Raw genomic sequence first — 18,337 nt, forward strand, 5'->3', positions numbered from 1 at the left:
AACTGATAACTGATAACTGATAACTGATAACTGATAACTGATAACTGATAACTGATAACTGATAACTGATAACTGATAACTGATCACTACTTAGACTCGTTAATAGCCAGGGGGCGATTTCCTGAACCTGCCACGAGAATCGAAATAGCTCTTGCGTAGAATGGATCTTGGGGTGTCCCCACTAACTTTGGATCAGTGACTAATTGTTTTTTCTGATCATCAGAAATATCCACTTTAATATCGGGGGTAACACCTTTATGACTAATATCCGTGCCATTGGGCGTGTAGTAATGGGCAATGGTCACCGCCAATCCTGAACCATCGGAGAGGGAAAACACCGACTGTACTAAGGCTTTACCAAAGGTTTGAGTTCCCATAACCACGCCGCGTTGATTATCTTTCAACGCTCCTGCTAAAATTTCGCTGGCGCTGGCAGAATTTCCATCGACCAAGACAACAACGGGCAAATTTGTGATGGCGGTGCGGTTATTTCGAATTTCCTGACTTTTGCCATTGCGATCAACGGTACTAACAATTGCTCCAGTATCCATCCACATTCGAGCAATTTCAATACTGGTACGCAATAGCCCCCCTGGATTTCCGCGTAAATCGAGGACAAATCCTTGAACCTTTTGTTGATTTAAGGCTTCAATGGCGGCTTGCATTTGTTCGGCTGCATGGGAATTAAATTCCCGCAGTTGAATATACCCAATTTTGCGATCGCCTTCGGTATTGAGACGATAGGTAACCGTTTCCAGTTCAATTCGGGCGCGGGTCAGCTTTAAATCAAATTCTTTTCCGCCTTCGCGTCCAATGCGTAAACTCACATCGGTACCAATGGCTCCCCGAATTTTATTAGCCGCCTGTTCAACGGTCATTCCTGTGGTGGAGACTCCATCAATGGACAGTACCCGATCCCCTGGCAAAATTCCTGCTTTCATGGCGGGAGAATTTTTAATCGGTTCAATAACCGTAACCATGCGGGTTTTTTCATCCACCGTCAGTTGCATTCCCACCCCCGTCAATTCCCCGGCGGTTTGATTGGTTAATGCTTCGTACTGCTTAGGATCCATGAAGCGAGTGTAAGGATCTTTGAGCTTTTCCAAGGCTTTTCGGAGTTCCGCATAAGCAGCTTCACGCGAAGTATAGTTCTTACTGAGAAGTTCTTCCCGTTGGGCTTGCCAATCGACTTTGTTAAAGTTGCCATCGACAAACTCTCGATTCACAATCTGCCAAGCTTCGTCCAATACTGCTTTCGGGCTATCTTTGAGGGTGGCGTTGACGCTGCTACTCCAAGCGGGCATCATGAAAGCGGTAACGGTGGCGAGTGCGCCTGTAAACAGGGCTTGACGGAACGGAGAAAAGCGTTTCACGTTCTGGTTCATTGAGTCTCCCTATATCGCTTGAGATCCTTGACTTCCAGTTTAAGCCAGGGATAAAAGCCTTGATTAGATTTTAAACTGATCTGCCGATCAATGACTCAGGTAAAAGGAAAAAACGGTTAAAATTAATGGCTTCTACCGTCTACCTGGGGAAATTTTCTTAATTTGAGGGGGGATTGAGACAGACAAATCGGGTCTAACTCGAATCCTCTGGGTTCCTAAAATTCAGCTTTTTCAGAACTGTTGTAGCCCAAAAACCTCTAACTGCTCCTTCATTTCAGTATGGGGATTTTCCTGACTGAATTGTTTCGGTTCTAATTATAGCTTGACTGACAATTGAACGGGTAGGGTTGTCGTTACTGATGATCATAAAAATTCAGTCGCCCTGACCGATACCCTGATTCAGTGTTAAACGAGAGTTTATCAAACTCTTGTCAATTATTTATGATATGCTTTTAAATAAAAGCGCGATCAATTCTGAAAAATATTGTGGTTCATCTTCCAGCTAAATTGGCTTTCTCAAAGGACTTATCCATCTTTGTCCCGATTGCGGTTGCCGGAATCGCGTTAGCTAGTATTGTAGGACTACAACTTTATGCTCCCGATGGTTTAAACATTTCTGGTACTCAATCAACACAATCCGATCAGATTTCGACTTCCGCAGCCCAGCAAGCCCAAAAACAGGAATTAGCCCGGTTAAAATTGCTGAAAACCTTACCCGCCCTAGGCTATAATAACTTACTGGCTGATTGGGGTTTTTTAGGCTTTCTGCAATATTTTGGGGATGATCCCGCTCGTCAAAAAACAGATTATGAATTGTTAAATCATTATTTTGATGTGATGGTTACCCATGATCCCCTGTGGGTAGAAATGTATAACTTCCTATCTACATCAGTTTCTTTTTACCAAGCCCGACCTGATTTAACGGTTAAGTTGATAGAGCGTGGCTTGAAATCTCTTTCCCCGGAAAAAAATATCAGATCTTGGTTAGTTTGGCGAATAAAAGGCGTTGATGAATTATTATTATTAGGAGATACTCAAGCTTCGGTGAACTCTCATCAAATGGCAGCAAAATGGGCTGAGAATACACCAGATCACGCTTTTGCGCCTCGTCTACGAGAATTTGCAGAACAATTAAGTCAAGATCCTGATAATAAATTCATCCGAATTCAAAGTTGGTTGATGGTTTATTGGGCGACAGAAGATAAGTTAGTTCGCAAACGAGCCATTCAAGAATTAATAAAGTTAGGAGTTGAAATCAAAACTCAAGAGAATGGGGAATTACAGTTTATAATTCCTCCTGAACTCCTAAAACAGCAAACAAAAAAGAATAATTCAGAACGGAATAGGGAACAGGGAACAGGGAACAGGGAACAGGGGAAAAAGAAAAAAGAAAATAGAAAATAGGAAATAGGAAATAGGAAATAGGGGATAGGGGATAGGGGATAGAAAATAGGTATCCGACAAGTATTTGTAGCCAAAACCGTTAAAGATTGCATATTAATTTATCATTTAGAGTTTCCAGGAATCTTATGGGGGTAAGACCCTGGAACCGATCTAAGTCGGGGAAATTTCCTAGGTTGAATCCTTAAGAATTTATGGTTAAGATCAATAATGAAATACCCTAGAGTTATAGCCCCGGTAAGAGTGATGAAACTCAGCAACGGAGGGAATATTAATGAAAATTTTGTTGGTCGAAGATGACCCCCTCACCAGTGCCGCCTTAGGTGAAATTCTTCTGGGTCATCAATATACTATTAATACGGCAACAGATGGCTTAACCACCTTAGAACTGGCTGAGAGTTTTACCTATGATTTAATTTTATTAGATATTTGTATTCCTAAACTAGATGGGATTAGTGTTTGTAAACAACTCCGCATTAAGGGATATCAAAGCCCCATCCTGTTATTAACTGCTAGAGATAGCAGTACAGATCGGGTGATGGGCTTAGATGCGGGAGCCGATGATTATGTGGTGAAGCCCTTTGACCCCGATGAATTAATGGCAAGAGTTCGGGCTTTGTTGCGTCGGGGAAAATCAGTTTCTTCGGCGGTAATGACTTGGGAAAATCTTTATTTTGACCCGATTAACAATGAAGTTAAATGTGAAGATCAGTTGATTCACTTAACCTCAAAAGAATATTGTTTACTAGAACTATTCCTACTCAATCCTAAGCGAATTTTTAGCCGCAAGGCAATTTTAGATCGACTGTGGGATTTTGCTGAATCTCCGGGGGAAGAAACCGTGAGTACCCATATTAAATGTTTGCGTCGAAAACTCAAAGCTGCGGGAAGTGCAGACTTAATTGAAACGGTTCATGGGTTGGGATATCGGTTACGAGAACCCTCCAATCCTGCTGAGTCTAAAGTAATGGTTTCTCCGACGGACTCTCGACAGCAAATTCGGGAAAAAACCGCTCAGGTTTGGCAAAATTTTAAAGTTAAAGTTAAAGAACAAATTGCCATTTTAGAACAAGTTGCTTCTACTTTAGTTGAAAGAAAATTAACCCCAGAACTTCAAGAACAAGCTTTACAGGAAGCTCATAAATTATCGGGATCATTGGGACTTTTTGGGTTGCAGGAAGGATCAAAAGTGGCGCGAGAACTTGAACATCTTTTAGAACATCCTCAACTAGATATTAAAGACAGTCAATTAATTTCTGATTTAGTCGCAACCCTGAGTTTGGAAGCTAGTCGAGAAACGTTATTAATTCCTTTATCTTCAGAACCCGTTGCTTATTCTCCCTTGATTTTAATTGTTGATGATGACTTAATGTTAGCAGAACAAATTCGAGTTGAAGCCAATGCTTGGGGGTTGCGAGTTGAAATTGCGACGGATCTTTCCGTTGCTCGTAAAATGATTAGTCAAAATCCTCCTAATATTATTTTACTCGATTTAACCTTTCCTAATCCTCAAGAAAGTGGTTTAACGTTATTAGCAGAACTCAGCCGTCGGATTCCTCAAATCCCAGTGATTACTTTAACTGGACGGCAAAGTTTAAAGGCTCGTGTTACGGTTGCTCGTTTAGGTGTAAAGACATTTTTATCTAAACCTTTACCGGCTTATGAAATTTTAAAAGCTGTGACAGAGGTACTCTCCTGGTCTCGACGGGGAAGGGGAAATCGGGTTTTAGTTGTGGATGATGATCCGGCTCTTTTGAGCTATATGAGTAACTTGTTAAATGCAATGGGTATAAACGTTACAACCCTAGAAAACCCGGAAGCTTTTTGGGAGGTGCTATTAGATTGTCATCCCGATTTATTAATATTAGATTGGGAAATGTCGGGTTTTAATGGTTTAGATCTCTGCCAAGCGGTACGCACTGATCAACGATGGCGACATCTTCCCATCATCTTTTTTTCAGCTTATACTGAAGAAAGTAGAATTGTCCAAGCATTTGCGGTGGGGGCTTCCCAATATCTAAGTAAGGACATGGGAGCCGAAGCCCTAAGCACCGAAATTTGGCGTCGTTTGCAACCTACTTTGTAATCGATGAACGTTGAAATCAAATAATTTTGGCGATTTTAGTCGGCTATAGCACTACACATTACAGTTATACAAACGGGCCAAAAGCAAGAGTGGCCATAGCCTGACGGGATAACTGACTGTGTTCAGAAGGGTCTGTACTAAATCCACCAAACCCTTTCCCAATTTGTAATTCGTAATGAGAAAAATCTTAAGAAATCAAAACTCAACTTCAAATTTTCTTCAAATTTCCTTGCTAAGTTATTCATAAAAGCAATCAAATGAACACCTGTTCACTTTGAGCGCGGGAATTTATCAGGAAACTTTAGCAGAAGCAATCCATGATTTTCGAGAATTTAAAAATTTGGCAGTTTCTGGGGAATTTGTATCAACGGATACAGTTTCTCACCGATAACCCGATTTCAACCAATCCCCCCCTCACCATTTGGGTCGCTCAGGAGGGAACAACACCGATTCGGGATGTCCAAATGCTGGAAACGTCAACCCATCTTCTTTTAAACATCTCAATTCCCTGTTTTCAACCCGAAGATTTGGAAATTCGGGTAACATCCGAAACGGTTTTTTTAGCGGGAGAAAAGATTGAACAGGTACAAATTTTGGGTTATTGTGATTTTACCTATCCAGCCCAAGAATTTAAAAGTTTGATTCCTTTACCTTATTCGGTGCATCCCGAAACCGTGACAGCAGAATTTCAGGGGAATGTATTACAACTCACTTTACCCAAGCAACAAACCTTTCCACCCCGGACTCAAGGAATTATCGTTCGTTGTGATTCAACGGTTAAAAGGTTATCTGTGGCTAGAGAGTGAATGGCAACAATAATGTTTTAATTGAGTCTACATTATATTTCAGCTACTACTGGTTAATCATACTTGAGTTTGAGTCTAAATTACTATCATTGATCAACCCTCTAATCCCTTTCTATTCGTTCAGTAAACCCAGTTGGTTTTACCATCATTAACCTGTATTAATCATCCGGTTGAGTATTTTGTGATTAGAATGTATTTAGCGAAACTTGCAATGACAGTTTATGTCATTAAATTTGGAGAACCCACCACATCATGGATAATCAAGACAACTTGGAACCCGATGAACCCAAATTATGGGAACTTCGTTTATATGTTGCTGGACAAACACCTAAAGCGATTACAGCGTTCACCAATTTGAAAAAAATTTGTGAGCAGTATCTCCAGGGTCAATATCAAATTGAAATTATCGATTTGTTAGAAAATCCGCAACTCGCCCAGCAAGATAAAATTTTTGCCCTTCCTACATTAGTTCGCACCATTCCCCAACCCTTGAAGCAAGTTATTGGAGATTTATCCAATCCTGAAAAAGTCTTAGTGGGGTTAGAGCTATGGAAAGGGGAAGAGTGGAAAAATCCTTAATTCAATACACAAGGAAAAATCATGAAATCTCATTCTCTGCAATCTAAACCGGAATTTCAGCAACTAAGAGAGGAAAATTTTTACAGCTTTCGTTTATATATTGCGGGAACTAATTTCAAGTCAATTCTTGCTTTAAAAACCATCAAACACATTTGTGAAACTTACTTAAAAGATCATTATGATTTAGAAGTAATTGATGTTTACCAGCAACCCGAATTGACCCAAGGCGAACCCATCGTCGCTGTCCCAACTTTGATTCGACTGCTACCCTTACCCTTACAACGAGTTATTGGAGATTTATCTCAAACTGAAAGAATCCTCATGGCTTTAAATTTATCCTTTTAAATCATGTTTTTCCCGGATTTGAGAGTTAACTATGGTTAACTTTAAACCATCAGAACTAGAATTAAAACAAGAAGTTGATAATCTGCGTTACCAATTATCAATTGCCGAGGAAACATTACGCGCAATTGGCAATGGAGAGGTGGATGCTTTAGTGATTGCGGGATCACAGGGAGAGCAAGTTTATACCCTGCAAGGGGCGGATTCTTCCTATCGACTTTTAGTCGAAGAAATGAAAGAAGGCGCGGCAACGATTACTACCGATAGTACGTTATTGCTTTATTGTAATAAACGACTCGCTGCTTTAGTCAAAACCCCGTTAAAAAAATTAATTGGTAGCGATTTTAAACAATTTATTTCCCCTTCTGACATTATGCTATTTGAGGCTTTATGTCAGAAGGCTAGTTTGGGTTCCGGGAAAGGAGAATTAATCTTAATTGCTGCGGATGGAACTGAGGTTCCGGTTTATCTTTCCATTAGCATCTTAAATCAAAAAGGGGTTGACGTTGGATGTTTAATTGTTACGGATTTATCAGAACAAAAACGAGATGAAGAGTTAATTGCTCAAGAACGGTTAACTAGGCTACTGTTAGAACAAGCGGCAGAGTCTATTATTGTTTGTGATCATCAAGGAAAAATTATTCGAGCCAGCGAGGAATCCCACAAAATTTTAGGTAAAAATTTACTGCTTTCTAATTTCGATGACATGATTAAACTTGAACTCTTCCCCAACTCTAATGGCGGTCAGTCTGGCTTGGGAAAAGAGAACAATTCGATGTTTTCAATCGCCTCCGTTATTAATGGGAATCCCTATAAAGGTCAAGAAGTATTATTTCTGCGAGATGATGGCAAAACCTTCAACTTTCTTATGAGTGCTAGTCCCCTTTCAATTCCCCATAATTCTTTCAAAGGCTGTGTGGTGATTCTAACCAATATTACGGAGCGAAAATGGGCAGAAGAAGCATTAAAAAAAATTAATGAAGACCTGGAAATCAAAGTTTCTGAACGTACCGCCGAGTTAGAATCTTTAAATCATCGGTTAAAACAAGAACTATTAGAACAAGCCCGAACTCAACAAATTTTACAAGATCAGACTCAACTTTTAGATTTAGCCAATGATGGAATTGTTGCCGTTGATTTGAATAATAATATTACCTATTGGAGCCAAGGGGCTGAAAAACTTTATGGATATTCTAAATTAGAAGCATTAGGAAAAAATTTAGTTAAAATCTTAAACACTCAATTTCCTAAACCCCTTGATAAAATTCACCAAGAAGTGTTTGAGAAAGGAAATTGGGAAGGAGAATTAATTCAAACCAACCGTCAAGGAAATATTGTGGTTATTCATAGTAGTTGGTCGCTCAAAAAAGATGGGGACGGAAATCCGATTGCTATTCTAAAAATTAATCGAGATATTACCAAGGCAAAGCAAGCTGAACAAGCGATTATCGATTCGGGTTTGCGCTTGGCTGGCATTTTAGATATGGCTCAAGATGCCATTATTTCTATTAATGAAGAGCAACAAATTACGTTATTTAATCAAGGGGCTGAAAAAATATTTGGTTATACGGCAAATGAAGTGTTAAAACAGCCCTTTTGTCTTTTAATTTCTAAAACTTTTATTGAAAGACATGATCAATCTAACTTAGAATTAGTATCTTCAAATTGTTGTTTATTTAAAAATATTAAAGATTATAGTGAAGTCATCGGTCGTCGCAAAGATGGTACGGAATTTCCGGCTGAGGTTTCTATTTCTGAGTTGTTTTTAGATCAAGGTAAAATTTTAACGGTTTTTATGCGGGATATTAGCGATCGCAAACAAGTAGAATTAGCGATCCAAAAATCTCAAGAAGACCTGGAAATTAAAGTACAGGAAAGAACCCTGCAATTGGCAACTTCCAATGATGAATTAATTCGAGAAATTGCGGAACGGAAACTCTTAGAAAATCAATTACATCAAATTAATGAAGAACTAGAAGAACGAGTAGAACAGCGCACTCAAGAATTAGCAAAAGCCATTAACGACCTGCAACAAGAAGCTATTGAACGGCAAAAAGCAACCGTCGCTCTTCAGGATTCAGAATCCCGGTTTAGAGCCGCTATTGATGGCAGTTTAGATGCGTTTTTTCTATTACAAAATTGTCGAGATGAAGCGGGAAAATCAATTGATTTTATCTTGGTTGATATGAATTCTAAAGCGGAAGAAATGATTTCACAAAATAAAGAAAGTTTACTCGGAAAAGGACTTTATGAGATTTTTCCTTGGGGACAATGGGGATATTTTGATAAATATCTGCGGGGGTTCAAAACCCATAAAGGATTTGAGGAAGAATTAGCAGTTTCTGACCCGAATGTTAAAGCCAAATGGGTACAGTTGCAAGTTGTTCCCCTTTTCGATGGTTTAGCGGTGACTTGTCGTGATATTACAGAGCGTAAGCAAACCCAAGAAGCGGCTCAACAAGCGAATGAAAAACTCACCCGTTGGGTGAATGATTTGAAACAACGAAACCGTGAAACTGTGCTACTCGGTCAAATGAGTGAGTTCTTACAAGCGTGTAATTCAACAGAAGAAGCGTATCAAGTCATTAATGAATTACTCAAGCCTTTTTTCCCCCATCTTTCGGGGAGTTTATTTGTGACTAAAAATTCTAAAAATTTAGTGGAAATGGTTGCTAGTTGGGGAAATATAGAAGCCTTGAGTGAAAGTGTTTTTAGCCCTCCAGATTGCTGGGCATTGCGTCGAGGAAGATCTCATTTTGTAGCTTCTCCTAAAAGTCATTTATTATGTAAACATATCTATAAAAAATTACATAGGAGTCAACTCAAATTAATCAATTCTAGTGAAATTGGCCGAGCAGTGACAACGGCAATGGAGTCATCTGGGGTTCCTTTACCTGCGGTTGAACATCTTTGTATTCCCATGACCGCTCAAGGAGATGCCTTGGGATTATTATGTTTGGCTTCTCAGGAACCCGGACAACTTTCTGAAGACCAACAACGGTTGGCAATCGCTGTTGCGGAACATATTGCTTTAGCGTTAGCTAATTTAAAACTACGAGAAGCCTTAGAATATCAAAGTATTCGAGATAGTTTAACGGGGTTATATAATCGTCGTTATTTAGAAGAATCTTTAGAACGAGAAATTAGCCGCGCCCAACGTCAGAAATTTTGTTTAGGGGTGATGATGATTGATATTGATCACTTTAAACATTATAATGATAACTATGGTCATGATGCAGGAGATATTGTTTTACAAAAACTGGGTGCTTTTTTACAACAACATATCCGGGGTTCAGATATTGCTTGCCGTTATGGGGGAGAGGAATTTACCCTGATTTTACCTGAAGTTTCTCTGGAAATTCTTGAGGAAAGGGCAGAAACAATCCGAATTGAAGTTCAAAATCTGAAGCTACAACATCACTATCAAGATTTAGGTCAGATTACCTTATCTTTAGGGCTTGCCATCTTCCCAGCCCAAGGTGTAACGGGAGAGTCCATTTTACGGGCGGCGGATGCTGCGTTATACCAAGCTAAACAACAGGGACGAAATCAGGTGTGTATTTTTAGCCAAAGCTGTGATCATTTCGCGTGAATTTGATTGATAGCAGTCGCGCCGGGGGTGTTAGGACATAGACTGATGCTAAAACGTAAACAGAGAAATCTTTTCCTCCCTGTTCCCTGTTCCCTGTTCCCTGTTCCCTGTTCCCTGTTCCCTATTCCCTATTCCCTATTCCCTATTCCCTGCTATATTTTTTATTCAAAATGTATAGATTTATTACAGTTTTCCGAATTTGCCAAATCTTCAAAAGTTCTTCAAATTTGTTTTTTATTGTCAAATCATTATTTTAATCCTGTTTTAAAACTTACTTCCCAGGCGGGTAATTGATCCCTTATCCCTTTTCATGAGGTTTAACAAACGTTTATGCCAAACTGTCCCTGTTGTGCTCATCCGATGCTGCGACACTTTCATCGAGGTCATCTGTTTTGGCGGTGTCGCCACTGTTGGCAAGAAATGCCCGATTTAACTGCGGCTCAAGCCTCGATTCTGAAGTATACCGCATCTCTTGAAAAAACCGTTAAAAAATTAGCAGTAGTCTAAGTGGAATGGTAAAATAGCATCCTAAGTCTGAACTAAATGATGTAGAATTAGTAGCCTCGTTTTTGAGTTATTTGTTATTTTAATATAGCAAATGTTGAGACTAAAATCATCACGGTGAAGGATGCAGCCATTTAATTTTATTCTGGTTCCTCAAGGTCAAGAATATCAAGCAGTTATGCGAGGATTACAAAAGATTCAACAGTTGTTTATGCAAGTGATTCCGATTCCCATTGGCTCTCAATCTTTAACGGTTTATTTACAAGAATGGCTGACATCAGACGCAGTTAAAAGTCAGTCCTCAATACAAGTTTTAGTTCTAGGATTGTGTGGAAGTTTATCACCCGATCTACACATCGGAGATATTGTTATTTATAAAAACTGTTTACCTTTAATTTCTCCAGGTGCAAGTCAACATTGTTGTGATATTGACTTAACTTTGGCGTTACACCAGCACTTCATTCCTGCTCATTTAGTTTGTGGATTAACCAGCGAACAGGTGATTACGACGGCCGTTGAAAAACAAAAATTAGGTCAACGGTATTCTTCTGAAGTCGTGGATATGGAAGGCACAATTATATTAGAACTGTTAACAAAAGTAGGAATTAAAGTGGCAATGGTGCGGGTGGTTAGTGATGATTGCTATCAAAATTTACCCGACTTAACGACTGTAATTGATACCAACGGACAATTAAAAAAATTACCCTTACTGAAGGTCATGGTACAACATCCGATTCAGGCATTACAACTGATTCGTAGTGGGTTAAAAAGTCTTCAGATTTTACAACAAGTGACTCAAAAATTGGGGACATTAACCAGGGTTTAAAAAAGTTTAACCTTCACCCTCAGCCTTCATTTCTTGAACTAACACAAACGGTTGCACAATTAACGCTTGAAATCTTTTTTTCGGCTGATCATTCCATTCAGAAATCCGCTCTGGAGAGGGTTTAGAAATCAGTTGTTCACTAATCCAATGTTGTACCGAAGCCGTATTATCTAAAGCGATTGCTTCTCCCACTGCTAATAAATCGAGTTGGGGTTCTACAACAATCACAACTTCTCGTTCCACATGAGGAGTTAACCAATCCCATTCTGCTTCATCCAGATTTTCGGTCAGTTGGTCTTTTAAAGATTCAGTTTCCATAAAAAATTGACAAATTACGAATTACGAATTACGAATTACTGATAATGCGGATACTTGATAACTGATTAACGTCCTAAATCATGCAGTGCATTAATTTCATCAGCACAGTTCTGAGTTAGGGTTAATAATTCGTCCCGATCCGTAGAATCAGGAGGTGGGATTAAATGGCCGACCCGAACGGTTACGGGGGTAGGTCGAGGTAGATAGGAACCTTTATTCACAATCGCGTGAGTTCCCCATAAACACACGGGCAATAAAGGCACTTTCGCTTTAGCAGCAATTAAAGCCGCCCCTAATTTAGGCTCTGTAATCCGACCATCCAGGGTGCGAGTTCCCTGTAAAAAGACTCCTGTAGCCCAACCCTTCTCTAACTGTTGTAAGGCTGCACGAATGGCGCTGCGATCGGGTGAACCCCGTTTAACGGGATAAGCCCCATATAGGGAAATTGCCTGTTTCAAAACGGGAACTTCAAATAATTCCTCTTTTGCCATATAGGAAACGGGACGCCCCATACAGCTAGAAAGTAGAGGAGGGTCAAAATCACTCGCATGGTTACTGACCACCACTAATGGCCCCGCGAGGGGAACCCGATCTGCATGATAAATCCGACCTTGAAAATAGAGATGCAGCATCGGGCTGACCACTGACCACTTAAACAAGTGATACAAAATCAAACTGGACAGGGGTTCACGGCTTCTCACAACAGATGCAAATTCTTGATTCACGCGCTTGTTTCAATAGTTCGGGGTGAAAGGTTAGTTTTTCTGACCTTTGGATGCTTGGACGGTCGCTAAGACTTTTTCCATTTCGGATAATTCCACTGCGCCAGAGAAGGTTTCACCATTCATGATAAAGAAAGGGGTTCCCGAAATTCCCAAACTTTCTGCTAATTGGATATCTTTTTGAAGAGCGGCTTGGGCTTGTGGGCTTTGGCGATCGCGGTTGAATTGATCCAGATTCAGGTTTAACTGTTTGGCGATCGCAACATACAATTGTTCTCCTAATTGATCTTGCTGAGTAAACAAGGCATTTTGGTATTCCCAGAATTTTCCTTGTTGTTGAGCCGCCCAGGATGCTTTCGCCGCGTTTAAGGCTTGAGGATGAATCTGAGTTAAGGGAAAATGCTTATAAACCAGCGTCACCTGATCTTGGTGAGCCTTCATGAAGTGTTGGATGGTTTGGTGAGCGCGGGCACAGAAGGGACATTGAAAGTCGGAAAACTCCACCAGAACAATATTTTTAGCCTCTGCACCTGTGGTGGGAGAGCTTCCAATAATGGCTTTAGGATTCGTTTTCATCTGGTCGAGGAACGCTTGTCGCGCCTGTTGCAGTTGGCCGTCCTGTTGTTGTTGATACGCTTGAACGGACTCTAAAATAACTTCTGGATGCGATCGAATCACTTGCAGGATTTGTTTTTCCAGTTCAGGGCTCACCTTCACCGTTTGATCCGACTGGGCGGGTTGTGAACAACTGGTCAAGGTGATCGCCACCATCAAGACCGTACTGATCCATAACCGTGACCACCGATAAACTTCTTGTTTCATCCCAGAGATGTTCATAATCCGTTACCCAATCGATTCTTTTTTATCCTAACAGTCAACCGTCAATTGTTAACGGTCAATCCTCATTGGAGATATAGCCTAACTCGGCTAGTTTTTGCAGAACTTTAGCAATACTTTCGGATAAATCTTCTTGATCGGTATGACATTCAATTTCTGGGTTTGTTGGGGCTTCGTAAGGATCATCAATTCCTGTAAAGCCTTTAATTTCCCCGGCTCTTGCTTTTTTATACAACCCTTTGACATCTCGATCTTCACAAACCGTTAAGGGTGCATTAACATAGACTTCTACAAAATCACCGATTTTTTCGCGGACTTCTTCCCGAATTTCTCGGTAGGGAGAGATAGCTGAAACCAGGACAATCACCCCATTTCGGGTTAATAGATGGGCAACAAAGCCGATACGACGGATATTTTCATCCCGATCTGCTTTACTAAATCCTAAACCTTTGGTGAGGTTTTCCCGAACAATATCTCCATCTAATATTTCGAGTTTACATTGCTTCTGTTGAAGGATCTCAGCGACCGCTCGGCTAATGGTTGTTTTTCCGGCACCACTCAAACCTGTAAACCATACCGTCACACCTCGATGCTGCATTAACGATTTTTCTCCTGTTGTACTGATTAAGCTAGATCTCTCATTTATTATGGTAAGTGAAGATTGGATCATCAGTCAACTCAAACTTCATCTCCGTCCCGAATTTATCTTTGAAGATTGCTTTGATTTCTTTTTAATTCTCCTTGACTTTTTAACAATAATTTGTATTGTGTTGAGCCCAGATTTGCTATTAAAGGTAATAAAATGAAAAAAAGGATCAAATTTTACAGAATTTTCTCAGTTAATAGGCTGAAATTAAATCTAATCACAATAACGGTTTTTAATCGATTTAACCAAAGCATGATTGCAACAAAACCCTTTAAATTTTTGTTATTTTTGTTTCTGATGGTAGGAATAATCTGGGGCATTGTTATGGGACAGTCTCCCCAGATTTTTGCCCAGGAAAATCCCTCTGGGACAACGAAAACCTTAGTCATGGCAACCTCCCCAGATTATCCGCCCTACGAGTTTAAAGATACGGCTACCAGTGGAGAAAAAATTGTTGGCTTTGATGTGGATATCGCGGAATATATTACGAAGCAATTGGGCTATAATCTGACCGTTGTGGGGATGGATTTTAATGGATTAATCCCAGCGTTAACCGCTAAACGAGCGGATTTCGTCATGGCGGGAATGACACCGACTCCTGATCGCAAAAAAAATGTAGAATTTTCCGATATCTATTTTGAAGCTAAAAATACTATTGTTAGTTTGCAAGATAAAAATTATAAAAATCCCGATCAATTAAAAGGCAAAAAAGTCGGGGTACAACTCGGTTCAATTCAACAGGAAGCGGTTAAAAATTGGCAAGGGGTGATTGCAGTTCCCTTAAATAAAACCAGTGATATTATCCAGGAATTAAACTCAAAACGCCTGGATGCTGGAGTTTTAGAAAATACAATTGTTAAAGGGTATATTGCCGCAAATCCAGGGTTAGTTTATAACGAAGTTCCGAATACAGAAGAAGCTGGATCAGCGATCGCTTTTCCCAAAGGATCGCCCTTAGTTCAACCTTTTAACGAAGTGATTCAACAGATGAAAGCCAGTGGTAAAATTGAGCAACTGGCAAAGAAATGGTTTGATCGCCCGGTCGTGACCCAAGCCCCTGAAGTTCCTCATGGGAAGGGATTAAAACTAGATTTTAATAAAATTGCTCCCAATATCCCTTATATTTTAGCGGGGATTTTTATTACGTTACAATTTAGTTTAGTCTCTGCTTTTTTTGGATTTATTTGGGGAACAATTCTGGCTTTATTTAAGATTTCAACAATTAAACCCTTGAATATTTTTTCCCAAGGTTATACCTCTATTTTTCGAGGGACACCCCTGCTTGTACAATTAACATTAATTTATTTTGCCACTCCCCAACTTACCGGATATGATATTACGGCTTTTCAAGCGGGGATATTAACCTTTTCTCTGAACTCAGGGGCCTATATTTCCGAAACCATTCGGGCGGGAATTCAAGCCGTTGATAAAGGACAAAAAGAAGCTTGTGAAGCCTTGGGGGTAAACTATCAACTCATGATGTTAGATATTATTTTACCTCAAGCCTTAAAAAACATTCTTCCGGCTTTGGTCAATGAAAGTATCAACCTGTTAAAAGATTCAACGTTAGTTTCAGTCATTGGCGTTGAAGATCTGTTACGTCGCGCTCAAATTGTTGGGGCTGAAAAGTATATTTACTTTGAACCTTTAATTTTCGTGGCGGTGATTTATTATCTGATGATTATTACCTTAACCTGGGGAGCGAATAAACTTGAATACCAACTCAAACGCAGCAGTTAATACGGCGGTTAAAATTGATCGTTTGTATAAATCTTTTGGAGATTTAAAAGTATTAAGAGGGATTTCAACGGAAATTCAAAAAGGGCAAGTAGTTTCTATTATTGGGCCGTCGGGTTGCGGAAAATCTACCTTTTTACGCTGTTTAAATCTTCTGGAAACACCGACATCAGGGCATATTTTTATTGATGGGATAGAAATTACCGACCCTAAAGCTGAAATTTTAAAAGTTCGTCAGCGTGTAGGGATGGTCTTTCAACACTTTAATTTATTTCCCCATTTAACAGTCTTGCAAAATGTCACTTATGCACCTATGAAAGTTAAGAAACTGTCTGAACCTGTGGCGAAACAATTGGGGATCGAGTTATTACAAAAAGTCGGAATGTCTGATAAAACCGATGTTTATCCCTCTCGACTTTCAGGGGGACAAAAACAACGAGTTGCGATCGCCCGGACTATGGCGATGGAACCGGATATTTTATTAATGGATGAACCCACCTCCGCCCTTGATCCTGAAATGGTGAAAGAGGTTTTAGATGTTATGAAAGGATTAGCTGAAACGGGAATTACAATGGCAATTGTTACTCATGAAATGGCATTTGCAAAAGAAGTTTCTAACCGGATTTTATTCCTCGATGGTGGGTTACTCGCAGAAGATTCTCCCCCAGAACAATTCTTTAAAAATCCTGGCTGTGAACGGGCGAAGCAATTCTTAGAAAAAATGCTTTAAACGGAACCAGGAAGAGAAAAATGCTTACTATTCCCTGTTCCCTGTTCCCTGTTCCCTAGCGTTTAGCACTATATCAACATTTGTTGACCCAAATTGGCAAAATGTGTGTAATATTAACTAATGTTACATGGGTTTCTGTTGTCGGTGAATTCTGATTCCTCATGAAACTGAATCATCTCAGTTTGAATGATAATCTGTATCACGGATAACAGAATTTTTCTCTAAACTAGATACTGCTGTTAATGAGGTACAGAACGATGGCAAATTCAACCCTTCAAGATAATACCGCTTTCGCTTCAAATCAGTGGGGTGAAGATTCTCAAATCTGGCAAAATCTGAAAACAGCGATCGCATCTAGTTCGGGTTTTCAACGCTGGGAATTGGAACGTAATTTAAACCTAATTGAACCAACAACAAATTTAGATCAATTAGTGAGTTTGTACTTACGCGAAACTTTAGAAACTTTAGCGTATTAGACCGTTTGATCTTAACCCAATGTAGAGACGCGCCATGGCGCGTCTCTACAGAATAGGGATGGGTAACAAATATTGAAAGATGAAATATTAACTTTTAGATAACCGTAAAACCGTTTCTGCTTTTAATAATTGATGAGTTTCGGCTAACAGATCAGGGATTTGATCCGCGTGGGGACTGTTAACTAAACAGTGACTTAAATCTAACTGTTCAACCCCTTCAGCCGTTTTTCCGGGGAACCAATGACCGCCATTTCCTAATAAATTATAGCGCATTTTAGCATAGTCAATCATATCATAGGTGATCGCTAAATTTCTTAACCACAAAATCACTGGAATATTAATATTATTCGGGGTTTGTTCCTGACGAGGTAAACCAATATGCCAAGTTTTCGCCCAGGCTTCCCCAAAACAATTAATTAATTCCTGTTCTAAACGTTGCACAATAGAAGGTAAAATTTCATCCCAGCGATCTAAAAGGGGAAGGGTTTTTAAATGTTCATCAAAATCCGTTGGTTTAGAAGCACCAATACTTAAGGTATGAACTTGAGGATGACTTAAACAAAATAAATTATTAAATACCATTGGACTGAGGGGACTACATAACTGCACTAACTTTTCCGGGGGGTTATAAAGTTGACCGCCTTTATCGGACGGACTAATAATAAAAACCCCCATATCGTGGCGAGTTGCGGCTTCAATAGCCGGCCAATTATTTTGATTAATATAATACCAATGTAAATTTACATAATCAAATTCATTCGTTTCAATGGCTTGAATAATAGCGTCTGTCGGGCCATGAGTTGAAAAGCCAATAAACCTAACTTTTCCCTGGGTTTGTAATTCTTTAGCAACGGCTAAACACCCACCCGGTTTAATCGTATCTTCTAAAATTTCACAGGTATTAATTCCATGAATTCCGAGTAAATCAACATGATCTAATTGTAAATAAGCTAAAGATTGCTCAAAATCTTGTTTAAATTTTAAAGGATCAGGGTTAGGACAAACTTTCGTTTGTATAATTAATCGTTCTCTGGGAAGTTTAGGTAAAATTTTCCCTAACTGCATTTCTGACGTGCCATAACCCCTCGCCGTTTCAATATGATTAATCCCCAATTCTAAGGAACGATAAATACAAGCTTCCAGTTGTTTTTGATTGGCTTCAGGAATTTGATCAAAGGGAGCATCTTGCCATTGATGTTGATATCTCATTCCCCCACAGGAAAACACAGGCATTGGTAATTCTGTTCGTCCAAATCGTCGGTAATACATCATAAAAACGTCAAGATTAAAAGTTCAAAAACCGGTTTTTTCAGGCTCCACTTGCTTTGTAGCACATCCCCTGGTAGAACC

The 18,337-nt window shown here is 39.6% G+C and carries 17 protein-coding genes; 11 read left to right on the forward strand and 6 right to left on the reverse strand.

The window, feature by feature from the left end; all coding sequences use genetic code 11:
* Nucleotides 1–86 precede the first annotated feature (86 nt).
* Nucleotides 87–1,385, reverse strand: a complete 1,299-nt coding sequence (ctpB, locus tag NMK36_RS12170; RefSeq protein ID WP_072717382.1) for a carboxyl-terminal processing protease CtpB — start codon at nt 1,383–1,385, stop codon at nt 87–89.
* Nucleotides 1,386–1,871: 486 nt separating this feature from the next.
* Between ctpB and NMK36_RS12175 the strand changes: the two genes are divergently transcribed.
* The 8 genes from NMK36_RS12175 (at nt 1,872) to NMK36_RS12210 (ending at nt 11,521) form a co-directional block, all read left to right on the forward strand.
* Nucleotides 1,872–2,789 (forward strand): hypothetical protein, encoded by a 918-nt coding sequence (locus NMK36_RS12175; protein ID WP_254173824.1) that lies wholly within the window; start codon nt 1,872–1,874, stop codon nt 2,787–2,789.
* A 271-nt stretch (nt 2,790–3,060) separates the two neighbouring features.
* Nucleotides 3,061–4,872: a response regulator gene (locus NMK36_RS12180; protein WP_254173825.1), complete on the forward strand. Its 1,812-nt coding sequence runs from the start codon at nt 3,061–3,063 to the stop codon at nt 4,870–4,872.
* Between the two features lie 317 nt (nt 4,873–5,189).
* Nucleotides 5,190–5,678: an Hsp20/alpha crystallin family protein gene (locus NMK36_RS12185; protein WP_254173826.1), complete on the forward strand. Its 489-nt coding sequence runs from the start codon at nt 5,190–5,192 to the stop codon at nt 5,676–5,678.
* Nucleotides 5,679–5,930: 252 nt separating this feature from the next.
* Entirely contained in the window at nt 5,931–6,257 is a 327-nt protein-coding gene (locus tag NMK36_RS12190; protein WP_254173827.1) for a circadian clock KaiB family protein, read from the forward strand.
* Nucleotides 6,258–6,278: 21 nt separating this feature from the next.
* Nucleotides 6,279–6,602 (forward strand): circadian clock KaiB family protein, encoded by a 324-nt coding sequence (locus NMK36_RS12195; RefSeq protein ID WP_254173828.1) that lies wholly within the window; start codon nt 6,279–6,281, stop codon nt 6,600–6,602.
* 31 nt (nt 6,603–6,633) lie between these two features.
* Complete coding sequence (locus NMK36_RS12200) at nt 6,634–10,191, forward strand: PAS domain S-box protein (RefSeq protein WP_254173829.1); 3,558 nt, start codon at nt 6,634–6,636, stop codon at nt 10,189–10,191.
* Between the two features lie 330 nt (nt 10,192–10,521).
* Nucleotides 10,522–10,698, forward strand: coding sequence for a hypothetical protein (locus NMK36_RS12205; protein ID WP_254173830.1), 177 nt, complete (start codon nt 10,522–10,524; stop codon nt 10,696–10,698).
* Between the two features lie 121 nt (nt 10,699–10,819).
* Nucleotides 10,820–11,521, forward strand: coding sequence for a phosphorylase family protein (locus NMK36_RS12210; RefSeq protein WP_254173831.1), 702 nt, complete (start codon nt 10,820–10,822; stop codon nt 11,519–11,521).
* Between the two features lie 6 nt (nt 11,522–11,527).
* Here the strand turns inward: NMK36_RS12210 and NMK36_RS12215 are convergent, their stop codons facing one another.
* The 4 genes from NMK36_RS12215 to cysC form a co-directional block, all read right to left on the reverse strand.
* On the reverse strand, nt 11,528–11,839 hold the full coding sequence (locus NMK36_RS12215; protein ID WP_072721518.1) for a DUF2288 domain-containing protein: 312 nt from the start codon (nt 11,837–11,839) through the stop codon (nt 11,528–11,530).
* Between the two features lie 65 nt (nt 11,840–11,904).
* Nucleotides 11,905–12,564, reverse strand: a complete 660-nt coding sequence (locus tag NMK36_RS12220; protein WP_072721516.1) for a lysophospholipid acyltransferase family protein — start codon at nt 12,562–12,564, stop codon at nt 11,905–11,907.
* Nucleotides 12,565–12,594: 30 nt separating this feature from the next.
* The gene (locus tag NMK36_RS12225; RefSeq protein ID WP_254173832.1) at nt 12,595–13,398 is read right to left on the reverse strand and encodes a DsbA family protein; all 804 of its coding nucleotides are present in this window, start codon (nt 13,396–13,398) and stop codon (nt 12,595–12,597) included.
* A gap of 58 nt (nt 13,399–13,456) precedes the next feature.
* Entirely contained in the window at nt 13,457–14,068 is a 612-nt protein-coding gene (cysC, locus tag NMK36_RS12230; protein WP_072721515.1) for an adenylyl-sulfate kinase, read from the reverse strand.
* 300 nt (nt 14,069–14,368) lie between these two features.
* Here cysC and NMK36_RS12235 point away from each other — a divergent pair, with 300 nt between their 5' ends.
* The 3 genes from NMK36_RS12235 to NMK36_RS12245 all read left to right on the forward strand — a co-directional run bounded on the left by NMK36_RS12235 (nt 14,369) and on the right by NMK36_RS12245 (nt 16,987).
* Complete coding sequence (locus tag NMK36_RS12235; RefSeq protein WP_186440447.1) at nt 14,369–15,784, forward strand: ABC transporter substrate-binding protein/permease; 1,416 nt, start codon at nt 14,369–14,371, stop codon at nt 15,782–15,784.
* Nucleotides 15,756–16,511, forward strand: a complete 756-nt coding sequence (locus tag NMK36_RS12240) for an amino acid ABC transporter ATP-binding protein (RefSeq protein ID WP_072721513.1) — start codon at nt 15,756–15,758, stop codon at nt 16,509–16,511. The genes NMK36_RS12235 and NMK36_RS12240 overlap by 29 nt, the downstream gene beginning before the upstream one ends.
* Nucleotides 16,512–16,768: 257 nt before the next feature.
* Nucleotides 16,769–16,987: a hypothetical protein gene (locus NMK36_RS12245; RefSeq protein WP_072721511.1), complete on the forward strand. Its 219-nt coding sequence runs from the start codon at nt 16,769–16,771 to the stop codon at nt 16,985–16,987.
* 87 nt (nt 16,988–17,074) lie between these two features.
* Here NMK36_RS12245 and NMK36_RS12250 read toward each other — a convergent pair whose 3' ends face one another.
* A complete protein-coding gene (locus NMK36_RS12250) occupies nt 17,075–18,256 on the reverse strand; it encodes an aldo/keto reductase (RefSeq protein ID WP_254175182.1) in 1,182 nt (393 codons plus the stop codon).
* Between the last annotated feature and the right edge of the window lie 81 nt (nt 18,257–18,337).

Source organism: Planktothrix pseudagardhii, from assembly GCF_904830925.1.
GTDB lineage: Bacteria > Cyanobacteriota > Cyanobacteriia > Cyanobacteriales > Microcoleaceae > Planktothrix > Planktothrix tepida.